Origin of the sequence: Streptomyces sp. NBC_00285 (genome assembly GCF_036174265.1) — a bacterium.
GTDB lineage: Bacteria > Actinomycetota > Actinomycetes > Streptomycetales > Streptomycetaceae > Streptomyces.
The window spans coordinates 5,695,872-5,719,177 of the sequence record NZ_CP108055.1 but is presented as its reverse complement, the minus strand read 5'-3'; the positions used below and the strand labels follow the sequence as shown (position 1 = coordinate 5,719,177).

The window sequence follows — 23,306 nt, the reverse complement described above, 5'->3', positions numbered from 1 at the left end:
GTCCCGGAGGGGTTTGAAGATCTCTCTTGTGAGGGCCCAACATCCTGGCATGTCCAAGTAAAATCACGTCAGGAACGGGTAGGTGATTTCACCGCTGTCGATGTGGCTGGGCACCTCGTCACCATGGCCAAGGCGCATGCCAGGCGGGCAGCGGCGGGAGTGACCGATCGCGCGATCCTCATTCTCGAACGGCCAGTGGCAGGAGAGCTGTTCACTCACTGGGATCGTCCGTTGAGCGCTCTCCCAACAGGCCATCCCGTGCTGCGGGAATTCGCCACGAAAGGTGCGCACGCCGGTCTGAACAGGGACGAGATCGACACCTGGTGCGAGGCTGTCAGCCTTTACGTGCTGCCATGGGGCGCCGCAGCAGAAGAAACCCGGGCCGCAGTGGTACAGCGCTTCGGGCTGCTTCCTGTGGCCGCCGAACCTATTGTGCTGGCCCTACGTGACAAGGTGGCAGGCAAAGCGGATGCCAACGCAGAGGCAAGTCTGGGCGAGGCAGCCGGGCTCGCTCGAACGAGCATCGAGCGCATCGCTCAGGAGGTCATGGAAACCATCGATCGCGAGTCACTGGAAGAGGCCCTGTCGTCAGGTGCCTGCGAGCCGGTGGACTTCGACCGACCTCTTCTGCCAACCGGCTTCTACGAAGGCATCGACGTGCAGCCCGGCCACATCGCAGCCGGCCTGCCCGCACCCAGGAAGGCTCTGACCGGCCAGGTGGTGACGGCGATTGACCGCGAAGAGAGCATCCTCATTGTCGGCCCGTCAGGAGTGGGCAAGTCGACTGTCATGTGGACGGCCGCCTACGTGACCAGGCATGTGCTCTGGTATCGGATCAGGCGTCTCCGAGACGGGGACATCGCCGCGTTGGTGCGGCTGGCAAGAGCACTGCAACCCTCGACACGCTCGCCGGTCGGATTCCTGGTGGACGGCATCGGAATCGGCTCGGCCGAGGCTTGGGACGCCCTTCAGCGAGAACTCGCCCCGATTCCCGGAGTCCTGCTGTTGGGTTCTGTCCGCAGTGAGGACTTGCTGCCCCTGCGGAGCCGGGCCAGGTGTACGCAGATCGCGGTGACACTTGACGAGGACGTCGCGAAGGAGATCCACACCGGGCTGACCGCCTCCGGTGCCACGACGACACCGCACTGGCGGGAGGCATACGAGGCAGCCGACGGTCTGACTCTGGAGTTCACTCACCTTCTCACCAAAGGAAGGCGGCTCTCGGACGTTCTGTCGGAGCAGGTCGACCGGCGGGTAGTCGAAGAACGACAGACAGAAGTCGACATTCTGGCCAGGATCTCGGTGGCCCATCGATGGGGCACCGATCTGCCGGTACGGGCGCTCCAGCGACAACTCGGCATTGAGGACGTGGAACTCCGCGCCGCGCTCTCGCGTCTGGTCCACGAGCACCTCGTTCACGAGCGGCTCGGGCACCTGTCCGGACTCCACCAACTGCGCTCGGGCAGATTGGCGGACGCCGTACACGCGGTACCGCCACCCGTACTCGACGAGACCGTCATCGCGGTCATGCGGATGCTGACGGACGAACAACTCCAGCCGTTCGCGGCCGGCGTCCTCACGGACTGCCCCGAGCTCGATTCCGTCGTACTGGACCAGATTGTCGTCGAAGTTGGGCAAAGGCACGGAACGACTGCGGTCATCGGTGTCCTCCAGGCGCTCCGGCTGGTCGATTTCACTCGTTGCGCCACCGACTGGAAGCAGATCCTCGACCGGCATCAAGTAGCGCTCGCACACCGTCGAACCCTTCTGCAGTTCGCGCTGCTCGACGGGGATCCACTGCCCAACCTGCAACCCGAGATCGCGGCGGCCACAGCCGAGATCCGCGCGTACCTTCCGCTGAGCTCGCCGCTGCGCGACACCCTGGTGGAACGGCTCGGGACGGCCCAGTTGGCCCAACTTCTCGCCCAGTGCACGGAACCGACCGAGACACAGAGGGTCCTGGCCGTCCTGACAGGAACAGACCTGGATCTTACGAACTGGGCTCCAACACTCGCGGATTCTCCGTTCGGCCGACTGCTGACCGGTTCATCGATTGAGTCGCTGGGGGACCTTCTCACAGCGGCGCGAGCCGTGTCGTTGGATCTGGCGAACAGCCTGCTGGAACTCGTGGGCGGAGAGGAGGCTGTTCTGACGAGACTGAGAGCCCACTTTCCGTGGTTGTACGAGGTATCCGTCGTAGAGCGGGAAGGCCGACAGGTTGCGTACGCCCGTCTTCTGCACGTGTCCGATCGGGCTCAGCCGGAGGCGGAACAAGCGATCCGGACCTTCGGGCGGATCCTGCTGCGCTGCCTCCCTCACTGCGAGAGCGTGGACGTTCAGAGCCTTCTGCCCGGTGGCATTCCCCAAACCTTCGGTGACTTCACAGCTGGGATCAGCCGTCTGGAGCGTCAGTACGATCGCTCACCCACCCAGGTGGCATGGACTCGCGCGCAGAGCCTGATCGCCACCACCCTGGCCGGCACCACTGACCGGACCAGCAGGACCGTTGCGGCAAGCGCCCTGCTCCCCGAGCTGTACAAGTACTTGATTGATCTGACCCGAGTCTGGCTCACCGGACGCAGCCAGCCCCGGGACGTCGCCTTGCTTAAGACGGTGCAGGCCGACCTGTACAAGCAGGCCACCGCGCTGACACTGCCCATGGACAATACCCACCTGTCCTCGCTGCCTGCCGATGACGCGGTCCCGGGTGGCGGAGCGGACCACTTGCAATCGCTCGCACACGGGATCGCGGACAATCTGACACGACGGATCTTCGATCCCGAGGAGTACAGATCACTCGCCGGGTACGTCCGAGACTCGCTGAGGAATAGCGCGTTGGGCGTGCGGGACCAGGAGCAATGGCACCTCGTCGACCAAGAACCGCCAGCTGTCCTGGACCAGTTGACGAAGGCTCTCACCGACCTTCACGCCGTTCTCGCTGAGCTTACGTGGGGCACCCTCGGCCTACAGGCCATCAGGACCGCGGCACGATCAGGGCCGTCCGGCGTCGCTCTCGCCCGGGCCGCGGACGTTGCCCGCACCGCCGCCGACGCCAGAGCGCCCGCCGCACAGCAACAGCTCCAAGCCGACGCTGAGGCCGAGGGACTCTCCGTTCAGCTCTTCACCCGCCCTCCCGCCGATCCGAACGCGATGGAATGGCCAGCTGTTGAGTCGGCGGTGGGCGTGTACCTCGATGACGTCATCGGATGGTCAGCGGCGGTGGACGAACTAAGCGCCTTGATGCACCACGATTATGTGTCGCAGGGATACCGGGGACCCGTCCTCCTCATGCCACTCATCGACGGCAGACCGGTCCGCCTCCTGACCCAGCAGCTCCAGACCACATTGTGGCCGGGAGTCGACCTCTTCGACACCTGGAGTGCGGCCCTCCCTGAGGCCCACCCGACCCCGCTCACCAACGCGGTCATCGACGCCCATCAGGCTCTCCAATGCCTCTCTGGTCTGGCGCACCTGGCGACCTTGCGGGATATCGCTCCACTGCACCAGAGCGTCGCCGACGAAGCCGCGACGCTATTCCAGGAGACACATCGCATCATCACGGAACTCCGTCCCGGAGACCTGGTCATCAGTAAGATCGTGGACTTCCTCGGCACCCTGACCCTCCGGGTGCAGAGCGAAATCGACACGGGCACAGCGGTCCGAGACCCGGGCGTACCGAATCTCGCCGTCGCCATTGCTGAAGGCGCCACCGGCCAACCGACTGACGACTTCCAGGAGATGGAATTCCTGATCATGGTCGCCCTGCAGTGGGACCTCTCCCCCGAACGTGCGGCACAGCTCCTTACCGCAGCCCATGGCTAAGGCACCGGTGTCGGTCGACGAGAACACCCACCCTGCTCTGCCGCAGAGTCTGATCTTCATCGAGGCGAGGCAGTGAACAGCCCGGTACGGACGAACCAATACGCGGGCCGCTGTGCCCGGTGCGGCGCAGACGTCCCGGCAGAGGCCGGGGTGCTGCTCCGAAGTGTGTGGGGTGGCTGGGTGACCTATCACCCAGCTCACGCGGCGACACCCGATCCGGACGGCACCACGTCTGACTCGTCCGCGATGCGCCCCAATCAGAGAGAGGGGGAGTGCGAGACCTGCGGCTCGGTCGTTCCGGCCGGGCTGGGGGTGCTCGTGAACACCGGCTTCGGTGGGTGGGACGTCTACCACCGTGAACACGTCCGTGAGCCTGCTCCGCCACCACGCCAGCACCATCCGGGCTGGCACCGACGCCGCCTCATGGCCCTGGACATCGCGACCACGGGCAACCGTTACGGTGTCGACCGCATTCTCGGCGCGGCGGTACGCACCACTGACGGAAGGAATCGGTTCTGGCTCATCGATCCCGGCCCCGGCCCGTTGTCCGTCACGCCTCGTAAGAATCACGGCATTTCAGTGGAGCATGCCCGTGCCCACGGAACGCCTGCCATCGAGGCTCTGGAGGAATTGACGACTGTGCTTGTGGGGCAGTTGGCAACCAAGGAACCGATGGTGGTCTGGTATGCCCAATTCGTGCTGACCACGTTGGAGAGTGAACTGCTCCGGCACGGACTCACACCACTGTCCGATCGCTTGGCCAACGGCATGTCACCGATCTGCGACCCACTCGTTCTGGACCGGCACGCCGAGCCCTTCCGCTCCGGCGGACGCGCCCTGGAAACGGTCGCCAAGTGGTACGGCATCCCGCATGAACGCCCGGGTGACCCCTCCTTCGACGCCGAAACCACGCTCGTCCTCGCGCAGGTCATCGCGGCCTGCCACCCCGCCGTAGGCCGCTTGTCCCGCCCCGCGCTCCACCGGGAACAGGTCCGCTGGCACGAGCAGTACGTGCAGGAGGCTGAGGCTCGGCGTCCTAGCAGGGACAGGGATCGTCGTTGGCCTTTGGAGACGGTTCGGGCGCTGGACTGGAAGGAGCACGATCTCGTCTGACGCACGGCATCAGTGATCATACGGAGGCGTACGAGTTCGACGTCCCAACTCTGCTGCGCTTTCATTCACGGGACCGGATGCCGGCCGCCACGCGCACGCTGTGGCGTGGGTCGCGGGCAAGGAGTTCCAGTACGGCTCTCGCCGTTTCGGATCGCTTGGGGTCAGTCTGAGCAGCTGCTTCGGCCAGTGTCTGACGGACTCTGTGCTCACTGTCCTTGGCCAGGCGCATCACGGTATCCCGGTAGCGATCGGGATGCCGTAGGCACAGCACCGCGCAGGCTTGACGCACATTGATATGCCGGTGTGCCGCCAGAAGGTCGGCGTCGACATCAGTGGTGATGCCTTCCGAAGGTCGGCTGAGCGCGACTGCCGCAGCATGAAGGTGAGCGGTGTCCTCGCTGGAGAGCAGACCGATGGCCTGCCCGCGAACCCATGCATGTTCTTCGGGGGTTGTGGCCGACGCGGCTGCCAGAAGTAGAGCTTCTCCTCGCAGAGACGCCGAGCCCCCAGAGATCTTGAAAGAGCTAAGCGGGTGAGGGGTGCCGGTCAGCTGGTCGTCCAGGTGACTGCCGTCCTGGTCGCCGACCGCAAAGCCCTTCGCTGTACCGAACACCTGTCGCTGGACGTCGACGGGCAGGTCGGCCACCAGATTACGGATGCCGATGAGCGCGTCCTTCCTGGTTGTGGCCACTTCACGTACGTCATTCGCGATGCTCATGAGCTTGTCGAGGCATTCCGCGCGATTCTCCTCGCCAAGCTTGCCTGCCAGGTAGGAATCGGAGACCAACCTGGTTCCGAGCTCCGCTACGCCAGGTATCGGTTCGGGGTGTTGAAGAATGCGGGTCCGTGCCTGCTCCGCTCGTTCGCGCACCGCGACGTGGTCGGGGTCGATCAGAGCCCGTGCGACGTCGGCCAAGTAGAGGCCGTTGTCGTCGAGGCGGCCGACTCTCGCCCGGAGCCGGATGAGGTCGTCCTCAGCCAGTCCGCCCGGGACAACGGAGCCTGCTCGGGGTTCCGTTTCCGCTTGCCGCGCTTGCAGAAGGCTGATCACCTCCTCATCCACGACGAGTTCAAGCGCCTTATGCGCCCTTCCGTCTGCCAGATCGAAGAGTCTGGTCAGAGCTGTCATCGCGATGGCCCCATGGGTTCTGGCGATGGCTACGCAGGCGGACGCATGGCAATCGTCCGAGTGGTGGTACTGGTTGGGCCCCCGTGGGACATCAGGTGCCAAAAGATCGAGAACAGCGAGAGCTTGTTCCCGTGTTCCCCGTGCCGCGAGGACGCAGGCGCTGCGGGTGGCCTGATGTGCGAGGTTGCGGAAGGGGGAATCCGCCACTTCGCCCGCTCTGGCCCGTTGAGCCAGAGCAGTCAACTCGCCGAGCAGATCACCAGCCGTCTCGTCGGCGATCAGGTCCGCCTGCGCCTCAACGATCGTGGTGCGGCAATGGAGTACCCACCAGGGAGCATCGGAGAGGGGGCCGAGTGGCAACGTGAGGTCGCCAACGGCAGTAGCGAGTTCCTTGAGCTTCTTCGTCCTTCCCGCGCGTTGGTAGTACTGGGCGGCAAGGGATGATTCGTGACTCTCTCGATACAAGTCCCCCAGAAAATCAAGTGCCTCGAACTCGCTGCCCCAGTCTCCAGTGGTCACCGCGTCGGTAAGCCAGCGTCGGGCGGACAGGACCGCCTCGACGGGTTTGCCGTTCACCTTGGCCGACAGAGCCTGTTCCCGGAATGAGCGCACGCGGTCAAGCAGACGTCCCGTACCGGTTGCGCGGAGCGCCTGCGCGAGCCGATGCTCGTCATCGATGAGCGAGGTCAGAGGACCGTACTGGGCGTTCACTGCCCGGATCGCGTAGAGCCAGTCCGCGGCATCCTCGGTCATCCCGGCATGGATGGCGTCGTAGACCGCATCGCGCCAGGTCTCGACTGCCTCCTCCGCTCGGCCCTCAAGGGCGCAGAGCCTGGCTTCGCGTGCGTTGATCAAAGCTGCCTGTCGACCGGACACCCGGTGATGCCGCGCCAGCCGCTTGAGCTCCGTGCGCTCGGCGAGGTCGTACTCGGCGCGCACCAAACGCAACCGGATGACAGCGTCCTCGGCGACCCGTCTGATCAGCTCCGTGTCCGCTCGGGAGATGGCTGTAGTGATGAGCCCGTCCAGGTTTTCGAGTCGGTCCGGGTCCAATGCCAGCAGATGTTCGGCGAACATCAGCACCAGCAACGGCTGGTAAACCGGCTCTTCCGCAGCAGGTGCCTCCAACGCGGCACGCATTGCAACGAAATGACCGAGAGGATGGAGGATGCTCTTGACGGCGGCACCGACCAATTGGAGGTGACGTTGCGCGAGTGCTGTCTGCGTCCACCCGGACACCTTCTCGTCGGCGGTCAGTTGTTCGATACGGCGCAACAGTCTCGGGGGTTCGTCGCGATCCCCGAAGTGCAGTGCGACGACCGCGAGATGCGCAGCCAAATCGAGGGCTTCATCAACGAGTTGGGCGTCCACCAGTGCGTCGAGTTGCTTGCCTCGCATGGTGACCGCATGACCGCGAAAACCGGCGTCGTCGAGCCGTTCGGCCAGTTCGCCGTACAGTCGGGCGGACTCCTTCGGCGCGGTCGCTCGGTGGGCGTCCGCTCGTCGCAGAATCGGAGCCACGTCGTTGGTCTGCAGCGGGCCGACAAGGATCCTCTCCGCCTGCTCCTGCCGATCGGGCAGTGGTACGGGAACTCCTTGTGGGGGAGCGCCCGTACAGAATGTCGTCGCCGTCTCGCGGGTCCAGAATCGGGTGACCACATCGCCTTGGAAACGCAGGTACTCATTGATCTGCTCGGATCCCCACAGGTCCAGCTCGAGGTCGGAGTGTGCGTCCTGGAGTCTGGCAAGTTCATCAACGACCTGAGTGGGCTGTGTGGTGGCCGAGGTGGCAATGATTAGATGGTGCGCGTCGAAGGGGCGCCTACCACGTGTGAAAGTCTCCACGGCTGCTCGCAGGTCGCCAGCAGTGAATGTCTGATAGTCCTTGCACTGGACAACGGTGTAGTTGCCGTCCGGCTCACGGCCGGCAAGGTCGATGCCGTGCTGCGCCTGCCCCTGCGTGCCGTAGCGGCGAAACTTCACACCTCTCAGACCGAGCACGCCGCGTGACAGTGCCAGGACGAGCTTCTCGAAACGATCCCAGCCGATGTGCAGATCAAGGTCCTCGCCCGGTGGGACGTTGTCTGAGGCGCCAGGCTCGGGCGTAGCGCTGAGATTGGGATCCGCGGTCCACGGCTCCCACGGGTCTTCTCCACCGGCGGATACAGCTCGTTGCGAGGTAGTGTCGATCACGCCTCAATATTACATCGCGACCGTGCATAAATTCCTTCAGACCAAAGAACTCACCCTCCATAGCGACTTCCCGTAGCGCTCGGTACATGGCACTTGAGGGTTGATCGCCAACTTACCTTTCTCATTCCGGCCGAAGCATCAAGTTGATCACCGGGGAGTCCCGTGGCGTGACGCCAACTGTGCTGGGTGTATCAGAGATTGCGAGGCTCGACAGTTGCGTGCGCACCTCTATTCATCTGTCTTACTCGGATGCCCAAGCAAGAGCTGTCGTGAGAAACTCGGATTACTTAGCTCTGTTATTTGCATGTATCTCGTGACGGGATCCTGCAAACCGCGAGCGTAGCCAGATGCTCGACGGTATCCGAATAACCGACACCTTCTTGCGGCAGCTCATCTTCACCGTATGAGTCTGCAAAGGGCCCCTTCCAACGGTCCAATCGAACCTTCGCGATCGTCCAGCAGGGCGGCCTGCTGCCGGCCCCGCACGGCGGCGAACTGGTCGGCCCGGCCTTCTCGGGCGGATGGCCTGCACAGGGACGGACGCGACACTGCTGGAGGGGCTCGTGGTGAACGCCGATCTGATACGGGACCTCGGCAGGCCGGACCGGCACGATGCAGCAGCAGCCGCGTTGGTGACGCTCGGCGCCGTCGGGGTGGAGCAGTTGGTGCGGGAGGTGATGGACGCGGAGTCTCCGGTGGACTGGCGGCCGATCACCGCCGTACTCGGGCAGATCGGGGACGCGGGGTTCGAAGGTCTGCTCCAGGGGCTCGTCTCCGCGTCCACCGAGGAGTCCCGCAAGCGAGTCGGCTTCGCGTTCGCCAGGCTCGGTGTGGCCGTTCTCGACCGTTACGCCGCGGCCCTCGCCCATCCCGTGCCGCTCGTGCGCCGTCAGGCAGTCCGTGGGATCGAGCACTGCGGCGAGGCCGGCCGGTCCGCCGCCGCCCTGGTGCCGCTGCTCGGCGACCCGGACCAGGAGGTCGCCAGGCAGGCCCAGGACACCCTGATCCGCACCGGCGGCGAGCACGTGATTCCGCTGCTCCGGCGCGTCCGGGAACGGGGAGCGGGCCGCCAGCGGGCGCGGGCGTTGACCGTACTCGCCGAACTCGGTGGCGAAGCGGCTCTGTCGCGCGCCGACACTGCCGCGATCGAGCGACTCATCCGCATCAAGCTCCCGGAGGATCGCCCCGAACCGCTGTGGGCCTGCTGGAACCACTGGATGGCCGTCCCCGGCGGAGACCAGGCCGGGATCATGCGCACCCTCGGTCTGAGCAACCCACGACCGGTGACCTTCGCGCTCGGCAACGACATCGTCGACGGCGACGGCTGCGACACGGACGAACACACCGGCTACGAACGGGTCTTCGTCACCCCCGAACTCGCCGGCTGGACCCTCGTCCTCGGCGCCTGGTGCGACCCGCACGGCCAGGAGCGCCGCGAGGACGTGCTGCGCCTGTGCACCGAGCTCAGTGGCCGCTACGGCCGGGCACAGGCGTACTACTACGGCGGCCAGGGCGACAGCTCCGCCTGGCTCGTGGCCGAGCACGGCACGGTGATCCGGCGGTACGGCGAACCCGGCGAAGCGGAGGACGAGTTGCTGACCATCGGGGAGCCGCTGCCGTACGAACGAACACGCCGTACGGAACTGGGTCTGCACCCCGACTGGGACGCCGCACAGGAGAGCGAGGACGACGAGGACGAGTGGCGGTGGACCGCACACGACCTCGCCCCGGACATCGCTCGTTCCCTCGGCGCCGCGATCCCTCTCGACCTCGCTGCGGACACACCGTCACGCGGCACCGGCGTCATCGCCCTGACTACGTACGGCGTCGCCCATGGCGTACCGGCGGGCGCCTACCGCATCTGAGCCACGGCGGCGAGTATCGCCGATGCTCCGTACTCGACAAGCACTGCCTTCGATGTGCTCCCGCAACGGCACCCTTCCGGCCGGTGCTCGCTTCCCGTGCTCGGCCGCTCGCCGACCACCTCGAAGCGATCTGCACGTCTCGGAGTCGACGGCGTGCCCATAGCGTGCCCTTAAGACCGGTAAACCACGGTCGACAGCGGTGCGAACCCGGCACTCCCAGGCGCCGCACTACATGATATACGCCCAGGTCAGAAGCCATCTCGCTGGCCAAGCGCCGTCGCTTCCCAAGCTGAGAGTGCGAGTTCGATTCTCGTCACCCGCTCCAGAATTTGCCCCCAGGTCAGCGGCCTGGGGGTTACTTGTTGTCTAGTCCAATTCGAGGGTGGCGTGCCCTCCGCGTGCCCTAAGTGCAGGTGAGAGGCGCCGCCGGAGTCTCCTTGGGCTCGATTTTCGAGGCACCGCGAACTCCTGACCCGCGCGCAGCGCGAAGGTCTGCTCGCCCCCGACGCGGACCTGGAGTGGACAGGGCAGGTGTACTACGCCCTCATGAACGAAGCCCTCAACCGGCCCGGCGCCGATCAGGACCCAGCCGCGTACGACCCGGACGCGCTGGTCGCACTCGTCACCGGCACAATCCTGCACGGCGCAGGACCGCACGACTGAGCCGGTTCACCCGGTTCGTGGTACGGGACGGGTCTCATCCCAGCAGTACCAGGCTCGGCTCACACGGCACCCGGCGAGCAGGCCGGCCGAGCCCCCCGTGGACGGCAATCGTTCATGCCTCACGGGCACTCTGCTGGGATGCCGCGGCTTCACGGAGTTGGGCACGTACCTCCGCGTCGATGCCGTGAGCAAGCCTGCGCTGGTGCTTCACCGTCGAATGCTGGTAGATCAACTGGGCCTTCTCCGAGGACTGGCCGGCGCGGACCATGAGGTCCTTCAGCTTGGCGCCGGTGTCGGCGGCCATGGTGACGGCGGCAGGCGGCTTCAGGCGGCGTCGATCAGGGCCAGGTCCATCGGTACGAGCGTGGTCGACGCCAACAGGGCCCGGATCAGGTGGTCGTTGAGCGCGTTGCCCACCGGCTCGCCGAGCTCCTCGCGGGTCAGCCAGGGCACCCCGTCGCGGGACAGCCGGGTGCGCACGCCGTTGACCAGGTGCTCGACGCGCTTGTCCGTCCAGCCCGCGTGCGGCTGCGATTCGGCGAGTTCGGCGGCGGTCTGCCGCCAGGTCAGCGGCTGTGGCCGGGGTTCGTGCAGCAGGTAGCGCCGGCCGAGGACGACGAGGGCGAGCTTCTCCTGTTCGGTGAGCGCCCATACCCGGGGCGGACGGGTGACGTCCTCGTGCCGGGGCTGCGGCCGGTCGCCCTCGGGGCCGGTGACGAAGACCTCCAGCAGGTGCTCGCGCCCGTGGGAACCACCGACGAAGAGCGGGGTGTAGCCGGTGTCGAGCGGCAGTGACTCCTCGTCCCGGAACAGCAGCCGGGCCCCCGCACAACGGATCGGCAGCCGCCCGGAGTTGCTCACCCACCAGTGGCCGTCCCGGTGCGTGAGCGTGCCCTGGTGGCGGCTGACCTGGGGGTCGTCCTCGCCGAGGCAGACATGCACCTCGGGGCGGTTGCGGCCGAACAGGACCTCGCGGCCCTCCCCCGGCCCCAACGTCATACCGCCGGTCAGCGCGAGCACGAAGACGGTGCCGGGCAGCCGTGCGGACGCGCCCCGGGCGAGGCTCCCATGGGTGGCGGGCAACCGCCTGGCGCCTGTGCCGTCGGGAGTCACCGGCTCCGTCATGTCACGCCTCCGGCAGTCGCTTCGCGATGTTCCGCACGATGACGGCCGCGAACTCCGCCGCGCTGTCGCACAGTTGCCGGTCCGACTGCGGCGCGTACACGGTCAGCTGGACCAGTTCGGTCGTACGGTCGCCGACGGAGTTCGTGTACGTACGGTGCGGCGTCCGTACGGTGCAGCTGTCGGCCTCGGCCTCGGCCGCCACGTAGTAGCTCCGCCTCCCGGCGACGTCCACCGCCGTTCCGTCATCGGCGTCCAGCGAGTTGTCCCGGCTGAACTGGATCTCCACCTCACGTGTGCCGTCATCGCTCGACCAGTCGCAGGACCAGGAACCGAAGCCTCGGTCCCGGTTGTCCGCCTCGACGCCGGGAAGCCGCTTGAGCGCGGTGGCGTCGAGCAGGGTGCAGGTGTCCAGCAGGGCCAGGGAGTTCGCGGCCGGCGACGACGAACGCCGGGGCACCGGGCCGTCGGCCAGCACGCCGACCACGCGGTCGGTGGCGGCGTCGGCCATCTGGCACGGGTCGGGCGCCACTTCGGCGAGCTGCTTCCCGATGACGCGGATCTGCTTGCCGTCGGCGGTCAGGACGGCCCGCTCGCAGGTCCTCCCGTCCCGTTTGATGTTCACGACCGTGAGACCGCCGGCGAGGTGGGTGGATGCGATGTTGTCGAAGTCGTCCCGGTCCGAGTCGAGGTTGACCTGGACGTCCGCGTTCTCGTCACCGCTGTTGTTGCGCACCAGGACGTCGCAGCGGTCGAACTCCCCGTAGTCCGGGTCGAGTACGGCGGCGCCGAAGCGGCTCAGCGAGGCGGCGTCGAGCAGGCCGCAGGGGTCCGCCGTGCGCTCGTCGCCGATGGCACCGGCCTGCGCCGTGGCCGAGGGTTTCGCATCGGTCGCGCCCTTACGGCCGTCCTCGTCTCCCTCGTTCTTCGAGGACCACGGGCCGAAGACGACCAGCCCGGCCGTGATCGCGCCCGCCGCGGCCAGCGCCACCGCGGCGATGGCCAACCGGCGTCTGCGTAGGGGCTGTTGCGGCTGCGGCACGAAGGGCGTGGAGTCCTGCGCTCGGCGGACGAGTCGACGCAGCCGGAGGGTGGGGGACGTGACGTCCCGCATACGGCTGTCGTGCAGCTGCTCCGCTATGTGCGGGGGCGGTGGTGCGGCGCGCGTCAGCAGCTTCTGCGCCCGGGCCGCGTCGGGCCGGCGCCGGGGCTCCACCTCCAGCAGGGCGGTGAGCGGCTCCGCCAGCGGGCCGGTCCGGTGCGCGGGCTCGATGTGTCCCTCGACGGCCCGGGCCAGGTAGGCCATGGGGTGTTCGACCTCGCCGTACGGCGACCGGCCCTCGACCGCCATGTACAGGGAGGCGCCCAGGGAGAACACGTCGGACTTCTCGCCCGCGGGCAGCCCCTTGGCCAACTCCGGGGCCAGATACCGGGGTTTTCCGCCCACACTGCCCGTCCCGCTGTGGGTGACGTCGCTCCACAGGGCCCGCGAGATCCCGAAGTCGGTCAGTCTCGCGACGCCTTCGTCGGTGACGAGGATGTTCTCCGGTGTCACATCGCCGTGCACCACGCCCTCGTGGTGGGACTTCGCCAGCGCGGCCGCGATCTGGCAGCCGATCGACCCGGCCGCCTCGGGCGTGAGCGGACCGCTCTCCGTCAGGATCTGCGCGAGGCTGCGCGAGGGGACGTACTCCATGATGATCCAGCAGGTGGCACCCTCGTCGACGAAGTCGAAGACGCCCACGATGTTCGGGTGGTGCAGCCGCCCGGCGTTGCGCGCCTCGCCCATGAGCCGTCGCGCGGCCCGATCGTCGTCCAGGCGTGCGCACTTGACCGCGACCCGTCGTTCGAGCCGCTCGTCCCAGGCCAGCCAGACGACGCCCATCCCGCCTCTGCCGATGGGCTCCCGCAAGAGGTACCGGCCGGCGATCCTGTCCCCGGCCTCCGGCGTCACCAGCACCGCCCCACTCCTCGCCCCACCGCCGACGGTCCTGCCAGACGACGGAGTGTACTCAGCCCGCACCTGGCGGTGATCTCTTTCACCGGACTTCGGGCGGACCCTCCCACAACCCCCACAGCACGGCCGGTTCACGGTCCGCCCGGGACCCCTCCCGGGAACGGCGCCGCACCATGCGCGCACCAGACCTGTTCGTGACCGAGACCGGGGGAGATCAGGATGAGCGACCCGACGTACGCCCTGCCCACCATGCCGAGTTCCGCGCCCGACGAGCCCAGGGCGCCCGACCCGATGGCCGTCGCCCTGGGCAATGCCTCGCTGCTCGGTGTCGGCTATCTGATGCTGCGGCGGCGCGGGCTCGCCCTCGCCGCCGTGGCCGGCACGACCGTGCTCGTGTGGCGGCTGGTCACGACCACCTCGCCGTCGTACGAGGTGGCCTTGCTCGGGTGGTGGGCGGCCGTCGTCGCCCATGGGTGGTTCCTGGCACGCGGAGGCGGCGGCAGCCGGGGGGCCGTGCGCAGACAGCGTCTGGTCGCGCTCGGCATCACGCTGCCGGTGCTGCTGGCGGTGGGGCTGCTGCGCTTCGACGCGTCCAGGATCGGCCGGAGCGTCACCGAGGCACGCGAGAGCGGCGACTGCGCACGGGTGTCGGACGCCCAGGACCGCGTGTGGTTCGGGCCCCGCCTCGCCGACGCCCCGCTCACCGCCCGCGGTGACGAGGCCGTGGCGGCGTGCGACCGGCTGCGGACGGCCGGGGCCGAGCTGAGCACGGCGCTGACGGGCGACACCGAAGCCCTGACGGAAGGCTTCGACACACTCGCTTCCGTACTGGCCGAGGACGGCAACGAGAAGACGGCCGAAGCGACCTTGAACGGATTCCTCGGCGGGCTGCCCGCCAAGGACCCCTGCGACACCGCGACCGTCACCGACTGGCTCCGCGACCGGAAGTGGAGCCACGACCTACTGGAACGGACCGCCGACGCCGCCGGGAGGACCGAGCCCGCGGCACTCGTCGGGTGCGGTGACGACCTCCTGGCGGACGGCGACTGGGAGGAGGCGCGCACGGACTACGACCGTCTGCTCAGCCGGTATCCCGGCAGCGGCCTCGCGGACCGGGCCCGGAAGGGAGCCAGGAAGGCCACGCTGAGCATCGAGTTGGCGAACGTCCGCGGCCTGCTCCATTCGGAGACCGGTACACAGCCCGAGTACTGCTCGAACCCGGCGCAGTACAGCGGTGCCAAGCCCATGGGCAAGGGCACCAACCCCGCGCTGTTCTATACCTCCGACCAGTACGGCACCACGTCCGACTACCCGAAGCGGTTCCCCGGCTCCTGGAAGGCGGGGGATGCCACCGACGCGGTGCTGGTGGTCTGCATGGGTGAGGGCGCCTCCGGGGATTCCGTCGAGACCTGCCCGTACCGGAGCGAGTCCACCGACAACGTCGGGTACGTGAGCTTCCACAAGATCGAGATCCCGGTGAAGGTCTACGAGCTGCGCACCGGCAGACTGGTCGCCAACCGCAAGATCCAGATCAGCGGTACGAGCTGCCCCGCGACCATCTACACCGCGGAGACCACGGTCTCGGTGTACGTCGACCCCTCCAAGTCCGATGTACGGTCCGCCTTCCGCCCGCTGGTCGTCCGGTGAGCGGCGGCGCGGAGCGTGGCCTCGGCGGGATCATCGCCGGGCGGTACCGGCTCCAGGAGCGGCTGGGTTCCGGCGGTGGCGGACATGTGTGGCTGGCCGAGGACGAGGACCTCCAGGTCCGGGTCGCGGTCAAGGAGATCGCCGTTCCGTACGAGTCGGACGGACCCGGCGACGACCCTGTCCACCGCGGGCGCAGGGAGGCGCTGAAGGCGGCGCAGCTGCGCGAGCACCCGAACGTGATCACGGTGTACGACGTGGTGGAGGCCGACGACCGCCCGTGGATCGTGATGGAGTACCTGCCCGGCACCCGGGATCTGCGGGCCGTGGTGGAGGACCGCGGGCCGCTGCCGAGCGAGGAGGTGGCCGGGATCGGGGCGGCCACCCTCGACGCGCTGTCCGCCGGGCACCGGCTGGGCATCATCCACCGGGACGTGAAGCCCTCCAACGTCCTGTTGGCGCCGGACCCGTCCGGCGCCGCCGATCGACGGGTCCTGCTCACGGACTACGGCATCTCGCTGTGGCCCCGGGAGACCCGGGTCACCCGGAGCGGCATGGTGGTGGGCACCCCGGGCTACCTGGCGCCGGAGCGACTGTCCGGCGGCGAAGCGACGGAGGCGACCGACCTGTTCTCGATCGGTGCCACTCTCTACTTCGCCGTCGAGGGCGCCTCCCCCTTCGAGCGGGACACGCTCGACGCCTCCCTCATGGCGGCGCTGACCGCGGAACCCGCCGTACCTCAGCGGGCGAGCGACCCGCTGAGCCGCGTGATCATGGGGCTGCTGGCCAAGGATCCGGCGGAGCGGATGGGGGTGGAGCGAGCGCGTGAGCTGCTCGCGGAGGCCGGGGGAACAGGGAGAACCGGGGGAACCGGGACTCCCCGTACGCCGCTGCCCGCGCTTCCCGGAACCGCCGGGGAGAGGGCCGACTCCACCGCCGGTTCCGGGGCCGACTCCACCGCCGGTTCCGGGGCCGATTCCGCCGCCGCGACCGGCTCCGGGAGCGCCTCGGGCGGCACCGCTCGTCGAGTGCCCGGCCGCCGAACGTCCGTACTGCTGACGCTCGTTGCCGTGCTGACGGCGGCCGGCGGATTCGCACTGGGCGCCACCACGTACTCAGCGGAGAGGACCGGGGCGAAGGCTCCGAAGGCCGGCACGAAGGTGGGCGCGAGCCCTTCCCCGACCGTCACCCGCAACGCGTACCCGTACAGCCTGCAGGCGGGGCTGCGCGACGAACTCACGCCGGGACAGTGCGTCGACGCCGACTGGAAGGAGGGGGAGTTCAAGGGGTTGCCCAAGGTGAAGCTCGTCGACTGCTACGACGACGATCCCGAGGGCCAGGTCATCACGACCGTCACAGCCGACGGTGCGCGGGCGGCCCGGGACGAGTGCACCCGGCGCACCGCCAAGCTCCGGGCCACCATGGCCGACCCGGTGCTGTACGTCCTCACGCCCGGCACCGGGCAGAGCGAACCGCCGCCCTCGGCCTGCCTGCTCTTCCTGAAGCACGCCACCGCGGGCGGGCCGCTCGGCGACTTCCGCAAGTTCGGCAACAAGCTGTCCGTCACGCAGCTGAGCCCGGGTGACTGCATCGACTCCGCGAAGGACGAGGACGGCACGTACACCACCACCCTGGTGAACTGCGACGGGCCGCACTCCGAGCAGATGGTGGGCTGGGTCTGGGCCTCGGGCGACGGCTCCAGGGACAGCGTCGACACGAACGACCTCTGCGACGAGAAATACGGCGTCAACTGGGCCCGCGGCCGGGGACACGAGATGTGGGGCTGGTACTCCTCGAACGAGGAGTGGGACGCCGGGTACCGGTGGGTGCTGTGCAGCGTGGCCCGGGAGGACGGGAAGAAACTCCCCGGCGGAACGCTGAAGTCGGCGTACTGACTCACCCGAAAGATCACCGGCGCCATCGAAGCCGCCTGACGGGACTCGGGGGCCGGAACTCTTCCAACCGGCCCCCGACCGCTCATGGTTGCTGCCCGACGTCCTTCACCGAGGTCGGCCCCAATTGCTTGGCACTGGCGTACGCCGGCATCGTCATGGGCTTGTCGAACAGGAAGAACGACTGGTTCGTGCCAACCGTGAACTCCATGTACGCGCCCGTCGTGGCGTCGAAACCGTAGTAGGCGTTGCAGGTGGAACCCGACGAATACGTGCCGTCCATGCCGGGCTGCGCGAGGACTGCGACGCCGTTGGAGGAGGACTCCACCCTCTCCGTCGGAGTGAGCATCTTGCAGCGCGGAACCGGCAGGCCCTTCATGATGAAGTACCCGTACTCGCCGTTGGCGTTCTGGATGTAGACGTACGAGAGTTTGCCCCGCTTCCCCCACGTCCTGATCCACTGGTTGATCGCTTCGCGGGTCGGCGAGTACTCCATGCGGCCCGCCGGCTGCTGGGCCACGAGGTGGTCGTAGTTGTCCTGCTTGGCCTTGTTCTCCTTGTCCTGGCTGGAGTCGGTGCAGGACGTCAGGGCAAGGCCCACAACGAGCGCGACTACGGTGGCCAGGGCCATGCGTGCGAACTTCTTCATGCGGTGCTGCCCTCTTCCCGGAATGAGATGGGATCAGTTGGTGCACGTGGTGCGCTCGGCGGTGGCATCCAGCCGGTACGGCAGGTCCTTGTCGCGGAAGGGTGCGCGGTGCTCCTGGGCGGCCTTCGAGTTGTAGGCGTTGACCGACTCGATCCGCATGGCCTTCAGAGCGGTGATCGACTGATCGATCTGCGTCGTGCGGGTGTCCGAAGCGGCCACCCGCTCCTCCTGGAGCGCTTGGATCGTCCCTTCGGCGTTCTGCACGGCCTCGCACAGATCGAAGAACTCCTCGTACGTGGCCTGACGGAACTCGCCCGAGCCGACGGTGTTCTGGCGCTTGTCCGCCTCACCGCGGAAGTGGGCGGTGATCCACTCCGCGCCGCCGAAGGCGAACACCCCGATCACGTACAACACCGCCAGGCCGATGACCCCGCTGACGGCCCAAGCCGCCAACCGTGCACCCTCGCGTACCTGCCCCACGGTCATCCCCCTTCACCGGTGTCTCCAGCACACACCGCATCGGTAATGAAGACCGGGCGGGCTTGCGCGTACCGGACCTGAATCGTTGGTTGCACGCGAGGCACTTGACTCCGATGGAGGCCGGTCGTGGGTGCTGCCCGCAGCTGATGTCCGATGCTAGGACGAGCATCCGGGACCGGTCCCGCGAGCCGTCCACCTGCGCAGCGCACGACGCCGGAGCACAGCTCCCGCTGCCGTCGCTCGCCCCCTCCCGCCTCGGCGGGAACGCCCGCGCTGCGAACACCGGTCCGAAGCGCTCCCATTCGACGGTCGGACAACCGGCTGGTAGCCGCGGAAGTCGCCCGACCGGCGCAAAAGGTCGCATGCGCGATGACGTGTTCCGACCATCACGATGCCCGGAAACAGCGACGGCTCTTCCGGCCCGCCCGCGGCTTCTCCTGCTCCGCCCCGAAGGCCGTGCCCACAGCGTGCCCGTGAGGGCGGACAACTACGGTCAGCAGCGGTGCTTTGCGGTGGTGGCGGCCAAGAACGCCGGGGCCCGTGACCGCTGCCGCCGGGATGTTGCGAAGCGGCTCACACCCCGTCTGAGCAGGTCGCATGTTGTCTGAGCGTGCACCCCACGCATGGGCAAAGTTTCCCGGGCCGTGGGGCAAGAAACGCAAAAATCGGCTTCAATAATGCGCAGATCGAGTGCATTTGCCCCGGAGGAGACGTCCACTGAGTGGCGGGACTCCACCGGCCCACCAGCGGACCACAGGAGCGACATGAGTGAAATCGTAGGATAGGTTCGCTTTTGCGGCGCGAGCGCCGTCGTCAACGAGTCGTACTCCTTCGTCTGCACGCGTTGCGGGCACGGCTGGGAGCCGGCCTTCGAGATGACCACACCGAGGTCGACAGCGTCGCCGGCCACGATTTCGTGCTCAACGTGGCGCACGGGCGAGTCGTACTGCCGCTGCTGAGCCGCCCCGCGTGCCAGAACTGCGACGGGCACGTCGTGCGCATCATGCGGGCCGGGCAGATCTGCTCGGTGCTCAGTGTCTCCTGTCAGCACAAGGTGCCCCCGGCCGGATCAATGGAGGTACCGGTGGCGGCGGCCGAGGGACAGCCCGACGGGCCGACCCGGGCGCAAGGCGAGGCGCGCCCACCTGAGCCACCTCTTCCCGTACTGCCCGGACAGCCCGGTGTGGACCGGTGCCGACCCGCGCTCAAGAAAGAGAACCGGATGACCGCCACCGAGCACGGGAATCTGCCCTCCCCCTTGACCACTTTCGTGGGCAGGCGGCAAGAGATCGCCGAGATCCGCCGCCTGCTCCGGACACGGCGGTTGGTGACGCTCACCGGCATGGGCGGTGTGGGCAAGACACGGCTGGCACTGGAGGTGTCCGCCGCGGCCCGGGAGTCGTTCCCGGACGGGGTCTGGCTGGTGGACCTCGCCCCGGTGAGCGGCCCCTCAGCGGTGATAGCCAGGGCGGCCGGCGCGCTGCGGGTGCCCGACCTGGACCGTCTCACCGGCTACCTGGCCGGACGGCGAGCCCTGCTGGTGCTCGACAACTGTGAGCACCTGATCGACGCCTGCGCCGAACTGGCCACCACGCTCCTGGCAGCCGCTCCCGGACTGAGCATCCTCGCCACCAGCCGTCACATCCTGGACGTCCGGGGCGAGCAGATGTTCGCCGTCGCGCCGCTTCCGGAGGCCGAGGCGGTGGAGCTCCTGCTGGACCGTGCCACCGCCGTCCGGCCGGACTTCCGGGTCGATGAGGCCGACCGGCCGGGGCTCTCCCGCCTGTGCGCGGACCTGGACGGGCTGCCACTGGCGATCGAGCTGGCCGCGTCCCGGCTGCGCACGCTGTCCGTCGGGCAGCTCACAGAACGGCTGGAGAACCGCTTCGCGCTGCTCACCGGCGCCAGCCGGACGGCCCCGGTCCACCACCGCACCCTGCGCGGGGTGATCGACTGGAGCCACGAGCTGTGCACCCCGGCCGAGCGGCTGCTGTGGGACCGCCTGACGGTCTTCGCAGGCGGCTTCAGCCTGGAGGCCGCCGAAAGCGTCTGCTCCGGCGACGGCATCAACGAGGCCGAGGTGCTGGACCTCCTCGACCGGCTGGTCGCCCAGTCCGTCGTCCTGACCTGCGCAGTCGACGGTCTGCCGCGCTACCGGCTGCTGTCCACCATCCGGGAGTACGGCCGGGAGCGGCTCAGGGAGTCCGGCGAGCAGGACGAACTGCGCCGCCGCCACCGCGACTTCTTCCTCGCCCTCGCTCAACGCGTGGACCAGAGCTGGTACGGGCCCGGCCAGTCCGAGAAGCTGGCCCGACTGCGCGCCGAGCACGCCAATCTGCTGGCCGCCCTGGACTACGACGGCGATCCGCGGGCCCGGTTCGCCCTGGCCGCCTCGCTGTGCTGGCACTGGTCCACCGGCGGCTTCCTCAGCGAGGGGCGCCGCCAGTTCGAGCGGGCGTTCGCCGCCTCGCGCGAGCCCAGCCCCGAGCGTGCCCGCGCGCTCCTCGCCGCCGCCTGGGTGGCGCAGACGCAAGGCGACCTGGCGACGGCCGACGGCTGGCTGGACGAGGCCGACGCGCTGGGCGAGTCGTTGGGTGACGCTTGGGTGCGGAACAGGGCGAGCGGACTGCGCGGCGTCTCGGCGCACTACCGGGGGCAGTTCGAGGAGGCCATCCGCCGGTACGAGAATGCCTTGTCCGCCGCGACGGCGCTGGGTGACGAGCACGAGGCGACCACCTGGCGGCTCGCGCTGGTCAGCGGCCAGACGTACGCCGGCGATCCCCGGGCGACGGAGACCGGCGAACGCGTCGTCGCCGCCTCCGAGGCGAGCGGCGAGCGGTGGGGCCGGGCCCTGACTCTGATGGCCCTGGGCCACGACGCCTGGGCCCGCGGTGACCGAGAGAGGACCAAGACCCTGGTCAGGGCTGCGCTGGAGAGCATGCGGGGTTTCGACGACCACGCGATGGTCGCCACGATGCTGGGGCTGCTCGCCTGGGCCACCGCCGAAGGCGGCACCCACGAGCGGGCCGCCCGGCTGCTTGGTACGGCGGACGTCCTGTGGCGCGACGCGGGCAGCTCGCTCTCCGCGTTCGGGCCGCAGATGGCCGAGCAGCACGCGCGGTGCGAACGGGCCGTCATCGACGCGCTGGGCGAGGCGGCATACACGAAGGCCTTCGCCGAAGGCAGGGCGCACGACACCCCCGGCCGGGCCGTCGACTTCGCCCTGACCGCCGAATCCGACGGTGGCACCGAGCCCGAGGAGAGCACCCCGCCCGTCCCTGCGGAGCCCGGCCACCAGGTGCGGGCCGCCGACGACCAGCGGCCCGGCATGTTCCGATTCGGCGACGTGGTCTACTGCACCGCGTCGCTGGAGGTGTACCGGAGTGGGGAACGCCTCCACCTGACCACGACCGAGCTGAAGCTGTGGCGCGAGTTCGCCGCCTCTCCCGGCACGGTGCTCACCCGGGAGATCCTGCTGGAGCGGGTCTGGGACCACGCCTGGGTCGGCGACACCCACGTGGTGGACGTCCAGGTGATGCGGCTGCGCGCCAAGATCGGCCGAGAGCGGATCGAGACGGTCCGCGGCTTCGGCTACAAGCTACGCACCTGAGCCGTGGACGGCCGTCACCGCCCGGCTGCCGCCATGCGCCGCCCAGGTGGTGAGCGGCCTCGAAGGCGCCGGGACGGGCACGATGCCTTCGCCCGGCAGCGCTCTCTGCCCAGACCCGGCCGGTATCCGTCGGCCGGCGTCCTGCGCCGGACCCTCGCCCAGGAACTGCCGCGTATCGCGGACATGCCGCACGACCCACCGCGGAGATGCTGCCCGGCCACGAACCGGAAAGGCCGCACCCGGAATCCCTGGGTGAGCCGGCCCTGCAAAGGGCTCGCAGCCCGATCGACAACGAGGGGAGGGCCGAGCAGGGCTCGGCCCTCCCGTCCGTTGGCGTCAGTGACGGCCCATGTAGTGGAAGCTGCCGTAGTGGTCGTCCGTCCAGAACACGTCGCCGGTCCGGATGTTCCGGACGATCCGGTTGGCGTCGCGCCTGGGGATGGCGGAGTTCACCTGCTGGTGGTACACGGTCGTGTTGTGATGTGGTGTTCGCCGAGGACGCCTCCACCGTCCACACCGGCAGCGCGCCGCGGGCGATGGCCGCTCTGCGGAACCTGGCCATCGGCAGACTGCGGCGCTGGGAGCGGACAACATCGCCAAGACCACCCGAGCGATCCGGGACGCACCCGAACACGCCATCTGGATCTGGGGCATCACCGACAGCCCGCTTCTACCGGGAACTTGAAGCCGCCCTGACCGGGGTCAGGGCGGTGGCGTGGTGTTCGCCTTTGCCGGCGTCCAGGCCGAGGAAAGCGCCGATTTCGCTGATGTCGATCACGTGCACTCTCCGGTCGTACCCGTCCCGGCCTCACCTGCGGCACCAGCTGCCGGCATCCACATTACGAAGAGCCTCCCAAGTCCCAGAAGAACCGGTGGTCATGCCCCTAGTCAGCGGTCTGCCAGCGCCCGGCACCGGTGACACCACCCCCAGATCATGATCGACAGGGGGGAGCAGTCATGCCGGGCCCGGAGGCCGGGAACCCCATTGCGGGGCCGAGGAAGACGGCGATGGGGGGCGGTACTACTTCCGCAGGGGTCTTTCGTGCCGTGCGTGTGTCGACTGTCTCGCAGTGTCGGGCAGGAGGTTGTCCACACCAATCGGCAGGGGATAGCTGGACAATTGCTCGGATGTGAGGATTTGCCGTAAGCCGCCGAACACGGCGGAAC

At 68.3% G+C, this 23,306-nt stretch carries 12 protein-coding genes and 1 pseudogene; 6 read left to right on the top strand and 7 right to left on the bottom strand.

All coding sequences use genetic code 11. The features are described 5' to 3' along the window. Window positions 1-123: 123 nt before the first annotated feature. A complete protein-coding gene (locus tag OHT57_RS26280; RefSeq protein WP_328748963.1) occupies window positions 124-3,822 on the top strand; it encodes a hypothetical protein in 3,699 nt (1,232 codons plus the stop codon). Between the two features lie 180 nt (window positions 3,823-4,002). Next, complete coding sequence (locus OHT57_RS26275; protein WP_328748962.1) at window positions 4,003-4,935, top strand: hypothetical protein; 933 nt, start codon at window positions 4,003-4,005, stop codon at window positions 4,933-4,935. A gap of 61 nt (window positions 4,936-4,996) precedes the next feature. Here OHT57_RS26275 and OHT57_RS26270 read toward each other — a convergent pair whose 3' ends face one another. Then, the gene (locus tag OHT57_RS26270) at window positions 4,997-8,257 is read right to left on the bottom strand and encodes a hypothetical protein (RefSeq protein ID WP_328748961.1); all 3,261 of its coding nucleotides are present in this window, start codon (window positions 8,255-8,257) and stop codon (window positions 4,997-4,999) included. 521 nt (window positions 8,258-8,778) lie between these two features. Between OHT57_RS26270 and OHT57_RS26265 the strand changes: the two genes are divergently transcribed. After that, on the top strand, window positions 8,779-10,122 hold the full coding sequence (locus OHT57_RS26265) for a HEAT repeat domain-containing protein (protein WP_328748960.1): 1,344 nt from the start codon (window positions 8,779-8,781) through the stop codon (window positions 10,120-10,122). 775 nt (window positions 10,123-10,897) lie between these two features. Here OHT57_RS26265 and OHT57_RS26260 read toward each other — a convergent pair. From OHT57_RS26260 to OHT57_RS26250, 3 genes and pseudogenes are all read right to left on the bottom strand, one after another. Continuing rightward, a pseudogene (locus OHT57_RS26260) lies at window positions 10,898-11,092 on the bottom strand (tyrosine-type recombinase/integrase); the annotation flags it as partial. A gap of 17 nt (window positions 11,093-11,109) precedes the next feature. Beyond that, window positions 11,110-11,910, bottom strand: a complete 801-nt coding sequence (locus OHT57_RS26255) for an FHA domain-containing protein (RefSeq protein WP_328748959.1) — start codon at window positions 11,908-11,910, stop codon at window positions 11,110-11,112. Window position 11,911: 1 nt separating this feature from the next. Next, on the bottom strand, window positions 11,912-13,867 hold the full coding sequence (locus OHT57_RS26250) for a serine/threonine-protein kinase (protein WP_328748958.1): 1,956 nt from the start codon (window positions 13,865-13,867) through the stop codon (window positions 11,912-11,914). Window positions 13,868-14,083: 216 nt separating this feature from the next. Here OHT57_RS26250 and OHT57_RS26245 point away from each other — a divergent pair, with 216 nt between their 5' ends. Together OHT57_RS26245 and OHT57_RS26240 are read left to right on the top strand one after the other, a co-directional pair. Beyond that, window positions 14,084-15,511 carry a tetratricopeptide repeat protein gene (locus OHT57_RS26245; RefSeq protein ID WP_328748957.1) on the top strand — a complete coding sequence of 476 codons (1,428 nt, stop codon included), beginning with the start codon at window positions 14,084-14,086 and terminating at the stop codon, window positions 15,509-15,511. Next, window positions 15,508-17,403: a serine/threonine-protein kinase gene (locus OHT57_RS26240; protein WP_328748956.1), complete on the top strand. Its 1,896-nt coding sequence runs from the start codon at window positions 15,508-15,510 to the stop codon at window positions 17,401-17,403. The genes OHT57_RS26245 and OHT57_RS26240 overlap by 4 nt, the downstream gene beginning before the upstream one ends. 82 nt (window positions 17,404-17,485) lie before the next feature. Here the strand turns inward: OHT57_RS26240 and OHT57_RS26235 are convergent, their stop codons facing one another. Together OHT57_RS26235 and OHT57_RS26230 are read right to left on the bottom strand one after the other, a co-directional pair. Then, the gene (locus OHT57_RS26235; RefSeq protein WP_328748955.1) at window positions 17,486-18,049 is read right to left on the bottom strand and encodes a hypothetical protein; all 564 of its coding nucleotides are present in this window, start codon (window positions 18,047-18,049) and stop codon (window positions 17,486-17,488) included. A 33-nt stretch (window positions 18,050-18,082) separates the two neighbouring features. Further along, entirely contained in the window at window positions 18,083-18,535 is a 453-nt protein-coding gene (locus OHT57_RS26230) for a hypothetical protein (protein WP_328748954.1), read from the bottom strand. A 919-nt stretch (window positions 18,536-19,454) separates the two neighbouring features. On the opposite strand from OHT57_RS26230, the gene OHT57_RS26225 reads away from it, so the two are divergent. Then, window positions 19,455-22,139, top strand: a complete 2,685-nt coding sequence (locus OHT57_RS26225) for an ATP-binding protein (RefSeq protein ID WP_328748953.1) — start codon at window positions 19,455-19,457, stop codon at window positions 22,137-22,139. A gap of 336 nt (window positions 22,140-22,475) precedes the next feature. Here the strand turns inward: OHT57_RS26225 and OHT57_RS26220 are convergent, their stop codons facing one another. Then, window positions 22,476-22,607 (bottom strand): ribonuclease domain-containing protein, encoded by a 132-nt coding sequence (locus OHT57_RS26220; protein ID WP_328748952.1) that lies wholly within the window; start codon window positions 22,605-22,607, stop codon window positions 22,476-22,478. Between the last annotated feature and the right edge of the window lie 699 nt (window positions 22,608-23,306).

What these genes read in the sequence shown, in the direction of transcription:
- OHT57_RS26280 (WP_328748963.1), top strand. Translation starts at nt 124, where the DNA reads ATGGCCAAGGCGCATGCCAGGCGGGCAGCGGCGGGAGTGACCGATCGC.
- OHT57_RS26265 (WP_328748960.1), top strand. Translation starts at nt 8,779, where the DNA reads ATGGCCTGCACAGGGACGGACGCGACACTGCTGGAGGGGCTCGTGGTG.
- OHT57_RS26255 (WP_328748959.1), bottom strand. Translation starts at nt 11,910, where the DNA reads ATGACGGAGCCGGTGACTCCCGACGGCACAGGCGCCAGGCGGTTGCCC.
- OHT57_RS26245 (WP_328748957.1), top strand. Translation starts at nt 14,084, where the DNA reads ATGAGCGACCCGACGTACGCCCTGCCCACCATGCCGAGTTCCGCGCCC.
- OHT57_RS26235 (WP_328748955.1), bottom strand. Translation starts at nt 18,049, where the DNA reads ATGAAGAAGTTCGCACGCATGGCCCTGGCCACCGTAGTCGCGCTCGTT.
- OHT57_RS26230 (WP_328748954.1), bottom strand. Translation starts at nt 18,535, where the DNA reads ATGACCGTGGGGCAGGTACGCGAGGGTGCACGGTTGGCGGCTTGGGCC.